The following is a 16,906-nucleotide window of genomic DNA, read 5'->3' on the forward strand; positions in this document are numbered from 1 at the left end:
TCAGACGGTGCGGTTGCGGCTGACGAAGGCCTGCATGGCCATCATCACGCGGTCGAGCGCAAAGCCGATCAGGCCGATCACAACGACCGCGACCATGATGCGGGCCAGCGACTTTTCCGAACCGTTCTGGAATTCGTCCCACACGAACTTGCCGAGGCCGGGGTTCTGGCTGAGCATTTCTGCGGCAATCAGCACCATCCAGCCCGTGCCGAGCGACAGGCGCATACCGGTGAAGATGTAGGGCAGCGACGATGGCAGGACGAGGCGCGTGAGGCGGGCGAACCAGCCGAGGCGCAGCACGCGGCCCACGGCGATCAAATCCTTGTCGATGCTGGCAGTGCCGATGGCGGTGTTGATGAGCGTGGGCCAGAGCGAGCAGAGCATGACGACCACGGCGGAGATCACGAAGGCCTTGGGCAGGCTGGGATCATCGCTGACCATCGAGGCCGAGACGACCATCGTGACGATGGGCAGCCATGCCAGCGGGCTGACCGGGCGCATGATCTGCACGATCGGGTTGATGGCGGCGTTCACGCGGCGCGACATGCCTGCGACAAGGCCAAGCGGCACGGCGACAACGGTGGCCAGCAGGAAGCCCGCCGCCACGGTTTCAAGGCTGGTGACGATCTGGTCGATGAAAGTGGGCGGGCCGGTGAAGGCATAGCCAGCGGCCACGGATTCTGCCGCCGTGACGCGTGCTGCCTGATATTCCTCGATCAGGGCGAGGAACGCCGACCACACATCACCCGGCCCCGGCAGCGCGCCGAGAGAGGTTTGCACCAGCGGGGCGAGCAAGGCCCACAGCGCAAGGAAGCCGCCGATCCCGGCAAGCGGTGGCCATGCGGTTTCGAATGCGGCGCGCGGTTCGGGCAGTTTCAAGCCGAAGGGCAGCTTCAGGGCGGTGGTCACGGGGGCGCCTTCCTTCGTTACGGGGAGAAGGGGCGCGCCCTCCTCCTGATCCTGTGCCTTCTGATCCTTGGAGGGCGTAGCGAAGATTTCGTCCTTGCGCAGCGGAACGGCGTTCATTGATCTGATCCTTGGGTTACTTGACGCCTGCCGGGGTCACCGTCTGGCCCTGCTTCAGGCCGATGGTGAACTTGGCGAGGTAGGCGTTGGGCTGCTTGCCGTTGAAGGTCTGGCCATCAATGAAGCCCGACTGTTCGGGCTTGAAGCCATCGGTCTGCGGCACGGCGTCCTTGGGGATCACGCCCTGTTCGGCCAGTTCGCTGGCGGCGGCGAGATAGAGTTCCGGGCGATAGACGGCCTTGGCGGTGTCGAAATACCACTGGTCGGGCTTGTCTGCCGGGATCTGGCCCCAGCGGCGCATCTGCGTGAGGAACCACACGGCGTCCGAATAGAACGGATAGCCTGCGTTCTGTTTGAAGAAGATATTGAAGCCGGGGGCGGGGCGCGTGTCACCGGCGCCGAACGTGAACTGGCCGGTCATCGAGGCGGCTAGGACATCAGCATCGGCGCCCACGTAGTTCGACTTGCTGAGGATCTGCACCGCTTCGGCGCGGTTGGCGCCATTTTCGGCATCAAGCCATTGCTGGGCCTTGATAATGGCGCGGAGCAGGGCCTTGACGGTCTTGGGGTTCTTTTCGGCAAAGGCGGCGGTCAGGCCGAGAACCTTTTCGGGATTTTCGGGGAAGATTTCGGCATCGGTGATAACCGGCACGCCGATCTTCTTTTTGACCGCCGCCTGGTTCCACGGTTCACCGACCGAATAGCCGTCAATCGTGCCTGCTTCCATCGTGGAGGGCATCTGCGGCGGCGGGGTGACCGAAAGCTGCATCTGGGCAGACGTGGTTCCGGCAACATCGCCGGGGAGATAAAACCCGGGGTTGATACCGCCAGCGGCCAGCCAATAGCGCAGTTCATAGTTGTGCGGGCTGGTGGGAAAAACCATGCCCCACTTGAGCGGCATGTCCTTCAGCACGGCGGCGGAGATCGGGTGGGTGACCTTGCCGTCAGTGCCCTTGGGCAGCTTGGGTTCGATTTGCGCCCACACCTTGTTTGATACGGTGATGGCATTGCCGTTAAGGTCGAGGCTGAGCGGGGCGATCAAGGGAACCTTGCCGCCGAAGCCTGCGGCAGTGGCGATGGCCTGACCTGCCAGCATGTGCGCGCCATCAAGCTGGCCGCTGCTGACGCCATCGACCAGAACCTTCCAGTTGGCCTGCGGTTCAAGCGTGACGCTGAGGCCTTCTTCGCGGAAGAAGCCCTTTTCCTGCGCGATGGCGAGCGGGGCCATGTCGGTCAGCTTGATGAAGCCGAGTTTGAGGGCGGGCTTTTCGAGGCCATTGGCAGCGGCGGCGGGCTTTTCCGGCGCGTCGGCGCTTTTGCCGCAGCTGGCCAGTGCGATCCCGGCGAGCAGCGCTGCGACCATGTTGCGCCGTTTGAAGTTGATCCGTCCGTTCATTTTCGACCACCCCTCGAAAGTGACGTGCCAAACGCGAAAAAGCCGCCCGAACGCATCCCGAAATGGGAGGTCTGGGCGGCGACGTTGCCACGCGATGAAATTGCTGAGCCGGGTTGTGATGTTTCCGACCATCCTTGGGCGGCACCACTCGGCTTGGCATGAAAGCTATGTGATTCGGCTGCCATTCGGCAAGCTCTTTTTGCACCGCAATAGAATTTTATGCGGAGCGCTGCCCCTGTATGTAGGATTCGAGCAACACCGGGTCGAACGGCTTACCATCGAAGAAGCTGTTGTTTTCCAACGTGATAAATCCCTGTTGCATCGACACAGAGGTGGGTCCGGCAAGGCTGCCTTCGACCTTGGAGCTGGCACCCGGTAACGGCTCTCCAGTGCCCAATAGTGCGCTGCGGTATAGATCGGGGCGGAATACGCGGGCGGCCTTGCGGGCATCGGCGGAGTCGAACTCCAGACCGTCCCAGCGCACCATCTGGCTGTAGAGCCATTCTGCCTGGCTGACCCATGGGAAGTTTGCGGCCTCACGGTGCTGGAACATGAAATCGGGATAGTGCAGAAGTTCGCCGCCCTGCCGGAGCAGGAGCCGGTCTGAAATGGCGCGGCGGATCAGGGTGGCGTCGCCATCGAGGTACTCTGCCCGCGCCAGAATCGCCGCGTTGGTTTCAAGATTGGCGGGATCGACGAAGTGTTCGCCCGCCTTGCGCAGCGCGCGGACCAGCGCTTCGGCCTGCGGGCGGCGCGCTTCCATCACCGGTTCGCGGAAGGCGAGGACTTTTTCCACGCCGCGCCGCCAGATTTGCGCGGTAACCAGCACGATCTCGCCGGTGCCGCGCTCCACCGCCACGCTGTTCCACGGTTCGCCCACGCAGATCGCATCAACTTCGCCAAATTCGAGCGCATCGGCGCAGAACGGCGGGGCGACGGTGGTGATTTCCACGTCTATGTCGGGGCGAATGCCGCAGGCGGCGAGCCAGTACCGAAGCATGTAATTGTGGCTGGAATAGCGGTGAACCACGCCGAAGCGCAGCTTCTGGCCGGAGGCTGCGATATGGGCCTTCAGCGCAGCGCCTACTGCCGCCGGTTCGCCCAAGCCGCCCGCCGGGTTTACCGCGCGCGCCAGATCGGGCCGCATCGTCACCGCATTGCCATTGAGGCCCAGCACGAAGGGCACCGAAAGCGGCTGCGCGGGGCGGCCGCGTCCCAGTGTGGTGGCAATGGCCAGCGGGGCGACCATGTGGGCGGCATCGCTGTGGCCATAGAGCAGGCGATCAAGCACCGTGGCCCAGCTCATGTCACGCACTAGGCGCAGCGACAGGCCCTCGGCCTCGGCAAAGCCGTGTTCACGTGCGAGGATGGGCAGGCAGGCATCGACCAGTGGGAGGAAGCCTATGGTCAGTTCGCCATTCGTGGCGTCTTCGGCCATCATTTCCCCCCCATCAACTGGTGCGCGGTGACGACTGCCTCGGCAATGTCGGCAATGCGTTTGCCCTGATTCATCGCGGTTTTGCGCAGTTCGGAATAGGCCTGCGGTTCGGTGAAGCCGCGGCTGTCCATCAGGATGCGCTTGGCTTTGGCAATCACTTCATGGTCCGCCAGCTTGCCCTTGGCCTCTGCCAGATCGGACTGGAGCCGGGAGAAGGCGTTGAAGCGGCGCACGGCCAGATCGAGGATCGGGCGGATGCGGTGCGGGGCAAGGCCATCGACCACATAGGATGAGACGCCTGCATCGACCGAGGCGGCAATCGATTCCTCGTCGCTTTCATCCACGAACATGGCGATGGGGCGGCCCAGCACGCGGCTGACGGCGAAGTATTCTTCAAGCACATCGCGCGAGGGGTTGCCTAGATCCATCAGCACGATGTCTGGCCCGATTTCACCGATGCGAGCGACGAGGCCGCGCCGCTCGGTGACTACGAAAATCTCGCAATCGTCAAGCGCGGCAAGGCCTTCACGGATCACGGCTGCGCGGCTGGCGCTTTCATCGACGATGGCAATCCGCATATGCGCCTAGTGCGCGGGGCGGCCCCGCGTTTCAAGGCGATTCGTGCTCACGTCAGTTTCCGACCAGCACGAAGGGTGCCCACGTGGCGGGATGGGCCGCGCCTGCGAGCTTTTTGTCGGCGATGATGGCCAGTTGTGCGCGGCGCAGGGCTTCGGCGCGGGACAGGCCCTTGGCCGCGCCGTTCAGCGTATCGAGCGTGAGGCGGCTGGCCACATCATCGCGGACCGGCCAGTGCGACAGGAGCAGCGAGCGTGCACCTGCTGCCACGAACGAGCGGGCGAGGCCGGAGAATGTTGGCGCGCTTTCACCGTCGCCCGCGCTGGTATCGCAGGCGGACAGGATCACCCAATCGGCATCGAGCCGAAGTTTGGCGATTTCAGACGCGGTCAGCAGGCCGTCGTCGGCCTCGGTCGGCTGATCGGGCGGGGTCAGGACCAGCGCAGGCTCCACCAGATCGCGAAATGCGCCGCCGACAAGGCCATGCGTGGCAAAGGCGATGACGCTGGCCAGATGGAGCGGGGCGGCTTTGACCGCCGTTTCGGTGGCGTCTGCGCCGATCAGGAGCGCGGGCTGGCCGGGGAAGCCGCTGGCCATGCTGCGCAGTTCCTCTGCCGCACCGGGCAGGCTGGCAAGCTGGCGCAGTGCCCGCGTGCTGGTATCGCCAGAGCGGAGCAGGGGGGCGGCGCGCGTGGCAAGGCGTACCGGCTCACCCAACACGGGTGCGCCGATCCCGGCGAAACTGCGTGCTTTGCTGCCGCGCGGGTTTTCCGGCAGCGGCACGGCGGCAAGCGGGACCGATACCGCGTGGCTCTGCGCCAGCCAGCGGGTGCGGCGCAGGGCTTCGGGTGCATCGTCAGCGCCCTGTGGTGCCTGCGTGACAAGCGCGGCAAAGGGCAGGGCGGCGAGGCTGCCGGTGGCCAGAATGCGCAGATCGGGGGAGGATTTCACCGCATCGCGGATCGGCTGGGGGAACAGCGCCAGATAGAGTTCGTGCGCGGCGGTGCGATCAAACGCGCTTTTGCCATTGGCGACAAGGCCGCTTTCAATCGAGCTGCGCAACCGCTTTTCAAGGCCGAGCAGCGCGCGCGGCGCGATGGCGGTGGTGGCGATGACGGCCTTGCCCGGCGTGACGGCGAGGATGACGAGGCCGTCTTCATCCTGTCCGTAGAGGACCAACGCTTGATCTTTAGCCAACGAGGCCTGCGCGGCAGCAAGGGTGGCGGGTTCAACTGCTGTTTGCGCCGAATAGCCGGGGATCAGCGCGGCAAGCTGTGCGTCTTCTGCGCGGAGTTTTGCGTCGATTTCATCCAACTGGCGGCTGATGCCGGCGGCAGCTTCGCCTTTGCCCGCAACGACTTGCGCGTTGAGCGTGCGGCGCAGGCGTGCGCCATCGGTGGCGAGAGCCTGATAGCGGCGGATGGCTTCGGTGGCGGCGGGGCTGTCTGCCGCGCGGAGCAGGGTGAGGCTGGACATCGCGCTTTGCAGATCGCCAAGGTTGGCAAGTTGCAGCGCCTCGAACGCCTGCGCCGCATCGTCTGCCGACATGGCAAGGCGGGCGTGCTGAACGAACAGGAAGTGATACTGCTCGGCCAGCCGGGTTACTTCTGCGCGCGGCGTGGCGCGATCGAGCAGGCGGGCGCGGGCGGGGGCAAGAATCGCGCGCGCCCGTTGGAGCGCGCCAGCACTATCGCCCTTTTGTGCGGCGATGACTTCGGCAAAGACCAGACCGCCAAGCCGCCGGAAGTTTGAATCGAGTGCGCGATTTTGGAAGGCCGTGTTGGCATGGCTCAGCAGCGGCAAAGCATCGTCGGCACGATTGAGGGAAATATACTCGCGAGCGAGATTCACCTCAGCCAAGATGACATCGGGATGTTCGGGAGAAGTGGCGCGTTCCCGGCCGAGGCGCAGCGCCTTTTCACGCATGGCAAGCGACCCGGCTTTGTCGCCGCGCCACGCAGCCAGCCTGGCAAGCTGGCCAATGGCGGTCGCCACGATAGTCGTATAATTCTTGTCGTTGCTCTTCTCAAAAATTTCGGCGGCACGTTCGTAAAATGGCAGAGCCTCTTCCTTGTGCCCTGAATTATCGAGCGCAAATCCCAGGGCGCTGAGTGAAAAGGCGATGTCCGGGTGGCCTTCGGGATAGGCCTTGACCCGCAGATCAAGCGTCCGGCGTATGACCGGGATGGCTTGTGCATAAAGGCCGGAATCGCTGAGCGAACTGCCCAACTGGTTTAGCGCAGCCATAGTGACACGGTGGTCTTCGCCAAGATGCGTTTCAGCCCAGACCGCCGCCTCGCGCGCGGGCTCAATGGAAGAAGCCGTGTCGCCCGATTGCGTCAGCAGCGCGCCAAGGCTGAGGCCGTAGATCGCGGGATGCTCCAGATTCTCGCCGGAAAGGATCGCCTGGGCGCGGGCAATACGCAAAGCCTCGCGAACGCGGGGCAGTGCTTTCAGTGGTTCGCCTTGCCGGAATTCAACCAGCGCAAGGCCATAGAGTGCAGAAGCATACTCGATGCTCTCCTTGCCTGCGGTCTGTTCTGTCAATGTCAGTGCGCGCAGCTTGTAGCGCGTGGCAACGTCCAGCTTGCCCAGTGACGAATAGAGCGAGCCGATGTTGTTGACGAGTTCGGCACGATCAGGCGTCATCGGGTACTTGCCCCGGTCCAGATCGGCCTCAAGTCGCTGATAGATGTCCAGCGCCTCATCGGTACGGCCAAGCCAGAACAAGGCGTTCGCCCGACTTGCCTCGGCATAGATCAAATCGAGCGGGTCAACGTTTCGGGCCTTTCGCGCCTCGGCAAGCACGGCATCGATTTTTGCGAGGGCCTCGGCTGGTTTGCCAGAGGTATCCATGCTTTTTAGCGCTTTGACCTTATCGGCCAAAGTGGTGGCAGTGGCAGAATTGCCGGATTCGGCGGCGAGGCAAACGCTTGGCACCGCTGCTGCAAGCAACGCTGCCCAGATCAACTTCGACATCCGATTGTCCCCGGTTCAACGTAAGGTTGTTAGGGAGGAAGGGTTAACGGGAATTTACGGTAGTGCCAGCGTCATTCGACACATCGGCATCAGAAAAGGACGCCTAGCACCCGGCGGGTGGCGAAGTGTTCGAAAAAATGATGGCGGAGACGGAGGGATTCGAACCCTCGGTACCGGATTTACCAGTACGACGGTTTAGCAAACCGTTGGTTTCAGCCACTCACCCACGTCTCCAGATCGCAGCGGCGAGGCGGGGCTATAGCGAGGGTCGGGGGGGGCGGCAAGACCTTCGGAGGTAAAAATCCGCCTGTGGGAAAATTCCTCGTCTGCGACGCTTGGGCGCGTTTCTGACTCGACTCATCGCCGGTTCATTGTCGGGAGGCCAGCGTTGGATTCTGGTGAAGGTTGCAGGAGCCTGCGCCGATCTTGTCCGTTTGCGGATTAGTGGGCCGGCCGACGGGATGGACATGATGATGACGAATCGACTGAAGATCCGGGTACTCGCCCCCATTGCGGCAGCCATGTTGGCGTTGGTCGGCAATCCGGTGGCTGCACAAGTCGAGCAGGTCGATCCCAATGCCGTGATTGACGGTGATCTGATTGCGCCCGGTGCCACGCCACCATCATCCCCCGCCGCCACGCCAGCGGGGCCGGAAGCGGGCACTTTGCCAGCCTTGCCTGCGGATGAGCCTTATACACCTCCCGCTGAGGCGCCCTATGTGCCGCCTACATCGACCGATGTTGCTCCGGCTACCCCGACAGCCGCAAGTGCGTCCTATAAAGAGGACGACCTGATCGGCGCGGCCGAGGGTGTGTTCGGCAAGGGTGCTTCGGGCCTTGCTGACATCATCAAGGATTTGCTGAAGAAGCAGGGTGAACCGAACGGCTATATCGTTGGTCGTGAAGCGGGCGGAGCGCTGGTCGTTGGGGTGCGTTATGGTTCCGGCACTTTGCACCACAAGATTGAGGGCGAGCGTCCGGTCTATTGGACAGGGCCTTCGATCGGTTTCGATGTTGGTGCCAACGCGGCGAGTACGTTCGTTCTGGTGTATAACCTGTATGACAGCGAAGAACTTTATACGAGGTTTGCGGCGGGCGAAGGGCAGGCCTATCTGATCGGGGGGTTCCATGTCAGCTACTTGCGCAAGGGCGACAAGGTGCTGATTCCCGTGCGTTCTGGTGCAGGTCTCCGGCTTGGTATCAACGGCGGCTACATGAAGTTCTCGAAAAAGCAGAACTGGCTTCCATTCTGACGCATTCCTGCAACTTCCAGCCAAATATTCCGGCGCATACCTTATAATTGCAATGTGGGGCTTGCCCCTGTGGCCTTCCGGCGGCATGGAGCCGCCGCGTTTGCTCCCCGCAATGGAAGGCCCAAGCTCATGCTCGAAAATCTTGCCCCTCAGCCCGCCGATGCGCTGCTGGCGCTGATCAAGCTCCACAATGCCGATCCGCGTGCCGACAAGATTGACCTTGGCGTGGGCGTATATCGCACGTCCGAAGGCGATACGCCGGTGTTCAAGGCGATGAAGGCGGCAGAAGCGAAGCTGCTCGAAACGCAGGAATCTAAGGCTTACCTCGGCCCCGAAGGCGACATGGGTTTTGTCCACGCGCTGATCCCCTATGTTTTCGGCAAGGACTTCGACCGGTCGACCGTGGAAGGTATGCAGGCCCCCGGCGGCACCGGCGCGGTGCGGCTGGCGGTAGAAGTGGCCAAGCGGTCTGGCGTGAAGCGCGTGTGGATGGGCACGCCTTCGTGGCCCAACCATGCGCAGATCATTGCAGCAGTGGGCGTGGAGCTGAAGACCTTCAGCCACATGACCGCCGAAGGCTTTGCCGATCTCGATGCGCTGAAGACGGCGCTCGCGCAGGCTGAACCGGGCGATGCGGTGCTGCTGCACGGGTGCTGCCACAACCCGACAGGTGTGGACTATACCGAAGCGCAGTGGGACGAAATTGCGCCGCTGCTGGCAGAGCGCAAGGTGCTGCCGCTGATGGACCTTGCCTATCAGGGCCTTGGTGCGGGCATGGAAGCTGATGCCCATGGCTTGCGCAAGGTGCTCTCGGCAGTGCCAGAGGCGCTGGTGGCCTATTCGTGCGACAAGAACTTTGGCCTTTATCGCGACCGTGTTGGCGCGTTTTATGCCGTGACATCTGACGCTACGGCGCTGGCCAACGCGATGGCCAATGGCGCAACGATTGCGCGCGCTTCGTGGTCGATGCCGCCAGATCATGGTGCGGCTGCGGTGCGTCTGATCCTTGCCGATGAAGGCCTGACCGCGATGTGGCTGGCCGAGCTGGACGAGATGCGCGACCGGATGCGCTGGGTGCGTGATCGTCTGGCCGCAGCGCAGCAGGTGGGGCCGATCAACATGGCACCTCTGGGCGTGCAGAACGGGCTGTTCTCCATGCTGCCGCTGACCGGCGAACAGATCTTGGCGATCCGTGAAAAGCATGGCGTTTACATGGCGGGATCGGGCCGCATCAACATTGCCGGGCTCACCACGGGCAATATCGACCAGTTTGTTGAGGCTTTGCGCGACGTGGCTTGAGGCACGCCAACCTCTAACGCTGTGCGCCCCCGCGAAGGCGGGGGCCTCGGTGTTGCTACGGACCAGCTGGTGGCAAGCGCCGTTACAATGCCGCGTCAGCGCAGAAGGCCTGAGGCCCCCGCCTGCGCGCACGAGCTGGAACGTCAGGCGGTGGCCTTGCGGGCTTCGTTCAGCTTGTTCTGCCGCGCGATTTCCTCGGTGATCGCCGGGTTGCGGAACAGCATTGCGAAGGTCTGCTTGTATTCCGGGTTTTCCGGCAAGTGCGTCTGCACCGCCGCCGTGGTGGCAAGGCCGCGCTCTTCCACGCCGGTCAGGAATTCGGCGTGGGTGAGGATGTAAAGCTCGTCGTTCAGGATGCCTTCCAGCACGCGCTCGCCCACCTGCTCCTTGGTCTGGTAAAGGTGCATGAAGTTGCCACCCGACGCGCGGCGCTTGTCTGCTTCGGCATAGCCGGTTTCGGCAAGATCGGCGGGTCGCGTCTTGGCAGCATCGGCGATATTCGATTGCACCGCGCCGGGGCAAAACGCGCTGCAGATCACGCCGCGCGGCTCCAGTTCGGGGCGCATACATTCCATCATCGATGTGACGGCCGCTTTGCCTGACGAATAGATCGTTGTCATGCCGACCGGCACCAGTGCGCTCATCGAAGCTGTGCAGACGATGTGCCCGCCTTCACCATGGGCCAGAATGCGCGGCAGCATGGTGACGATACCGTTGACGGTGCCGCCCACGTTCACACCCATGACCCAGTCCCAATCGGCAAAAGTCGCAAGCTCTGTCGGCCCGACGACGGCGACTCCGGCGTTGTTGACGAGAATGTGAATTTTGCCGAACCGTGCTTCGACTGCATCGGCCACTTCGGCGAACTGCGCGCGGTTGGTGACGTCCAGTTGTACCGCCAGCACGCGGTCCCCGTCGCCCAGTTCCTCAACCGCCGAATCGAGGTGGTCCTGGCGGATGTCGGCGATGGTCACGTTCATGCCCGCGCCCAGCAGCGCTTTGGCGATGCCAAGGCCAATGCCGCTGGCACCGCCCGTTACGAACGCGGTCTTGCCCGGCAGATTTTGCATGAAACTCTCCTCAAGTGTGTGCCTGACGTTCCGATTGACGGTGCCGGGAATCATTTTTCGCCCTTTTGTATTCACCAGCCGAGAATTGTATGCAAGACTAACAATATCGTTGCATCGAAAAGTGCCGCTCGAACGGCGCTGCGGCGGCAGGAGAGGAATAGTCATGGCAGGTGTCGTCGTTACGGCGAATCCCGAGGTGGATGGTGTGGCGGGTGCAGGGGCGCAACGCGAATGGCCCTCGTCGGGGTCCGCCTATTGGGCGCTGTTCGTCATCGTGTTGGCGACGTTCCTGACCTTCTTCGATGCGGTGACGTTCGGCATGTTGGCTGAGCGGATCAAGCGCGATTTCGGGCTGACCGATTCGCAGCTGGGCTTCCTTGCGGGGCCTGCCAGCATCATCTGCTACTTCTTTGTTGGCATACCGCTGGCGCGGCTGGCTGACATCTACCCGCGCAAATATGTGCTGGCGGGCGGCACGGCGCTGGTGGGCGTCATCATCTCGCTGGGCGGGCTGGCGCAGAGCTTCGGGCAGTTCGTGGGCAGCCGCGTGTTTCTGGCGGCGGGGGGATCTGCCCATGCACCATCGTCCTATTCGCTGCTGGCCGATGCCTTTCCGCCCAAGAAGCTGACGCGCGCTTTTGCATTGCTGCAATTCGGCTTCATCGGCGGGACCACGCTGGGGCCGCTGATCGGCGGGATGCTGGTGATGGCAACGGCAGGCTGGGGTGCGACGCAACTGGGGCCGCTGACGATCCTTGGCTGGCAATGGATTCTGATCATCATGGGGCTGCCATCGCTGCTGGTGGCGCTGCTGTTCCTTACCGTGAAGGAGCCGGTGCGCATGGCTCCGGTTGCCGATGCGCCGCAGGTTGTTACAGGGGGCGGGTTCTGGCGCAGCGTGGCTACGTTCATGGGGCTTGACGCCTTCCAGGCGATCAATGCCAAGCCGCGCGTATACTACCCGCTGTTCGGCGCATTGGCGCTGAGCGCGGTGGAAACGTTCGGTCTGCAGTTCTGGCGCGTGCCCTTCATGATCCGCACGTTCGGTTGGAACGAAGGGCAGATCGGCGCGGCGCTTGGGGCGACGATCCTTGTCGCCTCGCTCTCCGGGTTGCTGCTGGGCGGGATCTTCGTGGAATGGCTGGCCAAGCGCTACAAGGACGCCAACGTGCGGGCGGCCACCTGTTGCGCGGCAGGGGTGACCGTTTGCACGATTGCGGCCATTCTGATGCCGACGGCGTGGGGCTCGCTGATCCTGTTCGGCCTTTCTGGCATGTTCGGCATAGCGGGCGCGGTGCCACAGAATGCGGCTGTTCAACGCGTCGCACCCAACGACATGCGCGGGCAGGTGACGGCGTTCTACTTGTTCATGTTCACCTTCTTCGGCGCGATGGGCAGCTATGTAGTGGGCAAGGTGCAGGACGTGGTGATCGGCGATCCTGCGCAGCTTTGGAAGGCGCTGCTGATCACCGCCAGCGTGCTCATGCCGCTGGCCACGTTCCTGATGTTCAAGGCGATCAAGCCCTATCGCGAAGAAGTTGAACGGCTGGAAGCGCTTGGCCGCTGACAGTTGGGCGTTGACAGGCCCGGCCATGTCGCGCATTTAGTTAGTAACACAAACTAAATAACATGGGAGCTGGACGTGTCCGATACCAACCAGATTGCCGCGCTCGAAGCGCGCCTGAACGACCTTGAAACGCGCCTGACCGTCCGCGAGGACGAACTGGACATCCGCAAGCTGCAGCATCTCTACGGCTACCTGATCGACAAGTGCATGTATAACGAGACGGTGGACCTGTGGACCGACGATGGCGAAGTGCGCTTCTTCGGCGGCGTATGGAAAGGCAAGGAAGGCGTGCGCCGCCTTTATGTCGAACGCTTTCAGAAGCGCTTCACATACGGCAACAACGGCCCGATCGACGGCTTCCTGCTCGATCACCCGCAGATGCAGGACATCATCAACATCCAGCCCGACGGCGTAACCGCGCTGGGCCGCGCCCGCTCGATGATGCAGGCCGGGCGGCACAAGGATTATGAGGGCGATGCCCCGCATCTGAAGGCCCGCCAATGGTGGGAAGGCGGCATCTACGAGAACACCTACAAGAAGGTGGATGGCGTGTGGCGGATGCACATCCTGAACTACATGCCGATCTGGCACGGCGATTTCGAATCCGGCTGGGCCAACACGCCGCCTGAATATGTGCCTTTCCCCAAGGTCACCTACCCGACCGACCCGACCGGCCCAGACGAACTGCTTGAAGGGCACTGGCTATGGCCTACGCACAAGGTCAACGCTTTCCACATGAAGCATCCGGTGACCGGCAAAGAGATGATCCCCCAGCGTTGGCAGGGTGATATCGACCGCGAGAACGCGGCGAAGTAAAGAGTTGCGGGTAGGGCGCCACACCCTCCCGGCGCCCTGCTCGCAAACCTGATGGAACAGACATGACCCAGTATCCTGCGCTCTACATGATGATCGATGGCGAACGGGTGAGCGGTGGCAGTCGTCGCACCCATGCAGTCGTCAATCCCGCCACCGGCGAAACCATTGGCGAACTGCCGCTGGCAGAAGCGGCTGACCTTGATCGCGCGCTTGAAGTCGCCGCCAAAGGCTTTCGCATCTGGCGCGACAGCACGCCACAGCAGCGCGCCGCCGTGTTGCAGGGCGCGGCGCGGCTCATGCTGGAACGGCAGGAAGATCTGGCACGCATTGCTGTGCTGGAAGAGGGAAAGACCCTGCCCGAAGCGCGCGTCGAAGTGATGATGAACGTCGGCCTGTTCAATTTCTACGCGGGCGAAGTGTTCCGCCTTTATGGACGTACACTGGTGCGCCCGGCGGGGCAGCGCAGCACGGTGATGCATGAACCGGTGGGTCCGGTTGCTGCGTTTGCGCCGTGGAACTTTCCGCTGGGCAATCCGGGGCGGAAATTGGGCGCTCCGATTGCGGCAGGCTGCTCGGTGATCTTGAAGGCGGCGGAAGAGACACCTGCATCGGCCTTGGGCGTGCTTCAGTGCCTGCTGGATGCGGGTCTGCCCAAGGAAGTGGCGCAGGCCGTGTTCGGTGTGCCGGATGAAGTTAGCCGCCATCTGCTTGGCTCCCCGATCATCCGCAAGCTGTCCTTCACAGGGTCAACCGTGGTGGGCAAGCATCTGATGCGGTTGGCGGCGGACAACATGCTGCGCACCACCATGGAACTGGGCGGGCATGGGCCGGTGCTGGTGTTCGGCGATGCCGATATCGACAAGGCGCTCGATACCATGGTCACATCGAAGTTCCGCAATGCAGGCCAGGTCTGCGTTTCGCCGACGCGCTTCATCGTTGATGAGAACGTGTTCGAGCGCTTCCGCGATGGCTTTGTCGAGCGGGCTTCCCGGATCAAGGTTGGCAATGGCCTTGAGGATGGCATGCAGATGGGGCCGATGGCCAATGCCCGCCGTCCCGAAGCGATGGACCGCCTGATTGCCGATGCCAAGTCGCACGGCGCAACCTTGCACATCGGTGGGGAGCGCATTGGCAATGCCGGGTATTTCTATACCCCCAGCGTCCTGTCCGAAGTGCCGCTGGATGCCGCGATCATGAACGAGGAGCCCTTCGGCCCGGTCGTGATGATCAACCCCTATGGCGGAGAGGAAGCGATGGTGGCCGAGGCCAACCGCCTGCCATATGGCCTTGCCGCCTATGCCTGGACCGACAGTGCGGCGCGGCAGAAGCGCCTTGCGCGCGAGATCGAGACCGGAATGCTGGGCCTCAATACCACGATGATCGGCGGAGCGGATGCGCCGTTTGGCGGGGTCAAATGGTCGGGCCACGGGGCAGAAGACGGGCCGGAAGGCGTGATGGCCTGCCTTGTGACCAAGGCCGTGCATGAAGGCTGATGGTCAGGCATTGACATGATCGGGACACTTCAGGGAAACGAAGCGGGATTAGCCCCCCGGGGCCAATTCTGTAGTTTCGGAGCCTATCATGAGCCCGTCGCGTTTCCTGCTGGCGGCTGCCAGTCTGCTGCTGTCGCTCCCCGCTTTTGCGGCGCAGGAGGACGAGCAGGTGTGGCTGGCCCAATTCTCGACCATCGAGGTGGGCGACAAGGTTCTGCTGTTTTCCGACGTGCAGTTTCGGCTGACGGACGGTGCAGACCGGCTGGGACAGGTGTTGCTGCGCCCGGCGGTGGGCTATCGCATCACGCCGAGCGATACGCTGTTTGTGGGCTATGCCTATGTGCGGACGGAGCCGCTGACCGGCACACCGACCGACGAGCATCGCATGTTCCAGCAAGCGCTGGTGCGGATCGCTGGAAAGCCCGGAAAGGTCACTGTCACAGGCCGTACCCGGCTGGAGCAACGCTGGCTGGAGGGCCGATCCGACATGGGCTGGCGTGTGCGGCAGATGGTGCGGGTGGATGTGCCGACGAGGGCGGGCGTGAGTGCGATTGCCTGGGCCGAACCTTTCGTCAATCTCGATACAACAACCTGGGGCCAGCGCGCCGGGTTCGACCAGCTGCGCGTATTCGGCGGCGTGGGTGTCCCGCTGGCACGCGGCATTGCCTTGGAGGCCGGATATTCTGGCCAATACGTCAACCGGTTCAATGCGCCCGATCGCATGAATCACATCGGCAGCCTTGCACTCACCATTCGCAGGTGACGGGGCGCAGGCTGCCCTTCCCGGGAAGGAGGCCTGCATGACACATGATCTAAAAACCGGCGGGGATCGCGGCTATTTACGCATCGCCACTGAAGAAGCCTTTGCCACGCAGGAGATCATCGACGCCTATCTGCGCATGATCCGCGATGGTACAGCGGACAAGGGGATGGTCTCGCTCTGGGGCTTCTATGCCACGTCGCCATCCGAACGCGCGATGCAGATCATGGAACGGCTGCTCGATCTGGGCGAGCGCCGTCTGGCCGATATGGACGCGACGGGCATCGACAAGGCGATCCTTGCGCTGACATCGCCGGGCGTGCAGCCGCTGCTCGACGTTGCAGAAGCCAAGGGTATCGCTACCCGTGCCAACGATATGCTGGCGCAGGCCTGCGAGAAGCACCAGGACCGCTTCATCGGCATGGGCACTGTGGCGCCGCAAGACCCGGAATGGTCGGCGCAGGAAATCCGGCGCGGGGCGACCGAGCTGGGCTTCAAGGGCATCCAGATCAACAGCCACACGCAGGGGCGCTATCTGGACGAAGAGTTCTACGATCCGATTTTCCGCGCTCTCGTAGACATGGACCAGCCACTGTACATTCACCCGGCCACACCGCCGGATTCCATGATCGCGCCGATGCTGGAATCGGGGTTGGACGGCGCGATCTTCGGCTTTGGGGTGGAGACGGGGATGCACCTGCTGCGCCTGATTACCATCGGCATTTTCGACAAATACCCCAGCCTGCAGATCATGGTCGGCCACATGGGCGAAGCGCTGCCGTACTGGCTCTACCGGCTCGATTACATGCACCAAGCGGGTGTGCGTTCGCAGCGGTATGAGCGGATGAAGCCGCTCAAGAAGACCATTGCCGAATACATGCAGACCAATGTGCTGGTCACCAATTCGGGCATGGCATGGGAGCCTGCGATCAAGTTCTGCCAGCAGGTTATGGGTGAAGACCGCGTGATGTACGCGATGGACTATCCCTATCAATATCTGGCGCAGGAAGTGCGCGACATGGATTCCATGGACATGAGCGCTGAAACGAAGAAGAAGTTCTTCCAGACGAATGCCGAGAAGTGGTTCAAGCTTTAGGCCTTGGACAAGCAGCACCGTGCGTCCCCGCGCAGGCGGGGACCTCGGGGTTGTTACGGAACGCTGGCTGAATCGGCCTGAGGCCCCCGCCTTCGCGGGGGAGGAGGGGCTTTTGTTGGCCGCATTGAGAATACGAT

13 protein-coding genes and 1 tRNA gene are annotated in these 16,906 nt (G+C 62.8%); 7 read left to right on the forward strand and 7 right to left on the reverse strand.

Going from position 1 to position 16,906, the window contains the following annotated elements:
- From B7X90_RS00605 to B7X90_RS00630, 6 genes are all read right to left on the reverse strand, one after another.
- Entirely contained in the window at positions 1-1,026 is a 1,026-nt protein-coding gene (locus tag B7X90_RS00605) for an ABC transporter permease (RefSeq protein ID WP_292620783.1), read from the reverse strand.
- Positions 1,027-1,042: 16 nt separating this feature from the next.
- Positions 1,043-2,422 (reverse strand): CmpA/NrtA family ABC transporter substrate-binding protein, encoded by a 1,380-nt coding sequence (locus B7X90_RS00610; protein ID WP_292620784.1) that lies wholly within the window; start codon positions 2,420-2,422, stop codon positions 1,043-1,045.
- 217 nt (positions 2,423-2,639) lie between these two features.
- Positions 2,640-3,860 (reverse strand): ABC transporter substrate-binding protein, encoded by a 1,221-nt coding sequence (locus B7X90_RS00615; protein WP_292620785.1) that lies wholly within the window; start codon positions 3,858-3,860, stop codon positions 2,640-2,642.
- The gene (locus tag B7X90_RS00620) at positions 3,860-4,438 is read right to left on the reverse strand and encodes an ANTAR domain-containing protein (protein ID WP_292620786.1); all 579 of its coding nucleotides are present in this window, start codon (positions 4,436-4,438) and stop codon (positions 3,860-3,862) included. Before B7X90_RS00620 ends, B7X90_RS00615 begins: the two co-directional genes overlap by 1 nt.
- 52 nt (positions 4,439-4,490) lie before the next feature.
- Positions 4,491-7,415, reverse strand: coding sequence for a CHAT domain-containing protein (locus tag B7X90_RS00625; RefSeq protein WP_292620787.1), 2,925 nt, complete (start codon positions 7,413-7,415; stop codon positions 4,491-4,493).
- 141 nt (positions 7,416-7,556) lie between these two features.
- Positions 7,557-7,649 (reverse strand) — tRNA-Ser (locus B7X90_RS00630).
- Positions 7,650-7,885: 236 nt separating this feature from the next.
- Here B7X90_RS00630 and B7X90_RS00635 point away from each other — a divergent pair.
- Together B7X90_RS00635 and B7X90_RS00640 are read left to right on the forward strand one after the other, a co-directional pair.
- Positions 7,886-8,668 carry an EipA family protein gene (locus B7X90_RS00635; protein ID WP_292620788.1) on the forward strand — a complete coding sequence of 261 codons (783 nt, stop codon included), beginning with the start codon at positions 7,886-7,888 and terminating at the stop codon, positions 8,666-8,668.
- Between the two features lie 129 nt (positions 8,669-8,797).
- Positions 8,798-9,967 (forward strand): amino acid aminotransferase, encoded by a 1,170-nt coding sequence (locus B7X90_RS00640; protein ID WP_292620789.1) that lies wholly within the window; start codon positions 8,798-8,800, stop codon positions 9,965-9,967.
- A 143-nt stretch (positions 9,968-10,110) separates the two neighbouring features.
- On the opposite strand, the gene B7X90_RS00645 is transcribed toward B7X90_RS00640, so the two are convergent.
- The gene (locus B7X90_RS00645; RefSeq protein WP_292620790.1) at positions 10,111-11,037 is read right to left on the reverse strand and encodes an SDR family NAD(P)-dependent oxidoreductase; all 927 of its coding nucleotides are present in this window, start codon (positions 11,035-11,037) and stop codon (positions 10,111-10,113) included.
- A 163-nt stretch (positions 11,038-11,200) separates the two neighbouring features.
- On the opposite strand from B7X90_RS00645, the gene B7X90_RS00650 reads away from it, so the two are divergent.
- The 5 genes from B7X90_RS00650 to B7X90_RS00670 all read left to right on the forward strand — a co-directional run bounded on the left by B7X90_RS00650 (position 11,201) and on the right by B7X90_RS00670 (position 16,769).
- Positions 11,201-12,604 carry an MFS transporter gene (locus tag B7X90_RS00650; RefSeq protein WP_292620791.1) on the forward strand — a complete coding sequence of 468 codons (1,404 nt, stop codon included), beginning with the start codon at positions 11,201-11,203 and terminating at the stop codon, positions 12,602-12,604.
- Positions 12,605-12,679: 75 nt separating this feature from the next.
- Complete coding sequence (locus B7X90_RS00655; protein WP_292620792.1) at positions 12,680-13,420, forward strand: nuclear transport factor 2 family protein; 741 nt, start codon at positions 12,680-12,682, stop codon at positions 13,418-13,420.
- A gap of 62 nt (positions 13,421-13,482) precedes the next feature.
- On the forward strand, positions 13,483-14,913 hold the full coding sequence (locus B7X90_RS00660; protein WP_292620793.1) for an NAD-dependent succinate-semialdehyde dehydrogenase: 1,431 nt from the start codon (positions 13,483-13,485) through the stop codon (positions 14,911-14,913).
- 88 nt (positions 14,914-15,001) lie between these two features.
- On the forward strand, positions 15,002-15,676 hold the full coding sequence (locus tag B7X90_RS00665; RefSeq protein ID WP_292620794.1) for a DUF2490 domain-containing protein: 675 nt from the start codon (positions 15,002-15,004) through the stop codon (positions 15,674-15,676).
- A gap of 37 nt (positions 15,677-15,713) precedes the next feature.
- On the forward strand, positions 15,714-16,769 hold the full coding sequence (locus tag B7X90_RS00670; RefSeq protein ID WP_292620795.1) for an amidohydrolase family protein: 1,056 nt from the start codon (positions 15,714-15,716) through the stop codon (positions 16,767-16,769).
- The last annotated feature ends 137 nt before the right edge of the window (positions 16,770-16,906 follow it).

It is taken from the genome of Novosphingobium sp. 17-62-19, from assembly GCF_002256775.1.
Taxonomy (GTDB): domain Bacteria; phylum Pseudomonadota; class Alphaproteobacteria; order Sphingomonadales; family Sphingomonadaceae; genus Novosphingobium.

What these genes read in the sequence shown, in the direction of transcription:
- B7X90_RS00605 (WP_292620783.1), bottom strand. Translation starts at nt 1,026, where the DNA reads ATGAACGCCGTTCCGCTGCGCAAGGACGAAATCTTCGCTACGCCCTCC.
- B7X90_RS00610 (WP_292620784.1), bottom strand. Translation starts at nt 2,422, where the DNA reads ATGAACGGACGGATCAACTTCAAACGGCGCAACATGGTCGCAGCGCTG.
- B7X90_RS00615 (WP_292620785.1), bottom strand. Translation starts at nt 3,860, where the DNA reads ATGGCCGAAGACGCCACGAATGGCGAACTGACCATAGGCTTCCTCCCA.
- B7X90_RS00620 (WP_292620786.1), bottom strand. Translation starts at nt 4,438, where the DNA reads ATGCGGATTGCCATCGTCGATGAAAGCGCCAGCCGCGCAGCCGTGATC.
- B7X90_RS00625 (WP_292620787.1), bottom strand. Translation starts at nt 7,415, where the DNA reads ATGTCGAAGTTGATCTGGGCAGCGTTGCTTGCAGCAGCGGTGCCAAGC.
- B7X90_RS00635 (WP_292620788.1), top strand. Translation starts at nt 7,886, where the DNA reads ATGATGACGAATCGACTGAAGATCCGGGTACTCGCCCCCATTGCGGCA.
- B7X90_RS00640 (WP_292620789.1), top strand. Translation starts at nt 8,798, where the DNA reads ATGCTCGAAAATCTTGCCCCTCAGCCCGCCGATGCGCTGCTGGCGCTG.
- B7X90_RS00645 (WP_292620790.1), bottom strand. Translation starts at nt 11,037, where the DNA reads ATGCAAAATCTGCCGGGCAAGACCGCGTTCGTAACGGGCGGTGCCAGC.
- B7X90_RS00650 (WP_292620791.1), top strand. Translation starts at nt 11,201, where the DNA reads ATGGCAGGTGTCGTCGTTACGGCGAATCCCGAGGTGGATGGTGTGGCG.
- B7X90_RS00660 (WP_292620793.1), top strand. Translation starts at nt 13,483, where the DNA reads ATGACCCAGTATCCTGCGCTCTACATGATGATCGATGGCGAACGGGTG.
- B7X90_RS00665 (WP_292620794.1), top strand. Translation starts at nt 15,002, where the DNA reads ATGAGCCCGTCGCGTTTCCTGCTGGCGGCTGCCAGTCTGCTGCTGTCG.
- B7X90_RS00670 (WP_292620795.1), top strand. Translation starts at nt 15,714, where the DNA reads ATGACACATGATCTAAAAACCGGCGGGGATCGCGGCTATTTACGCATC.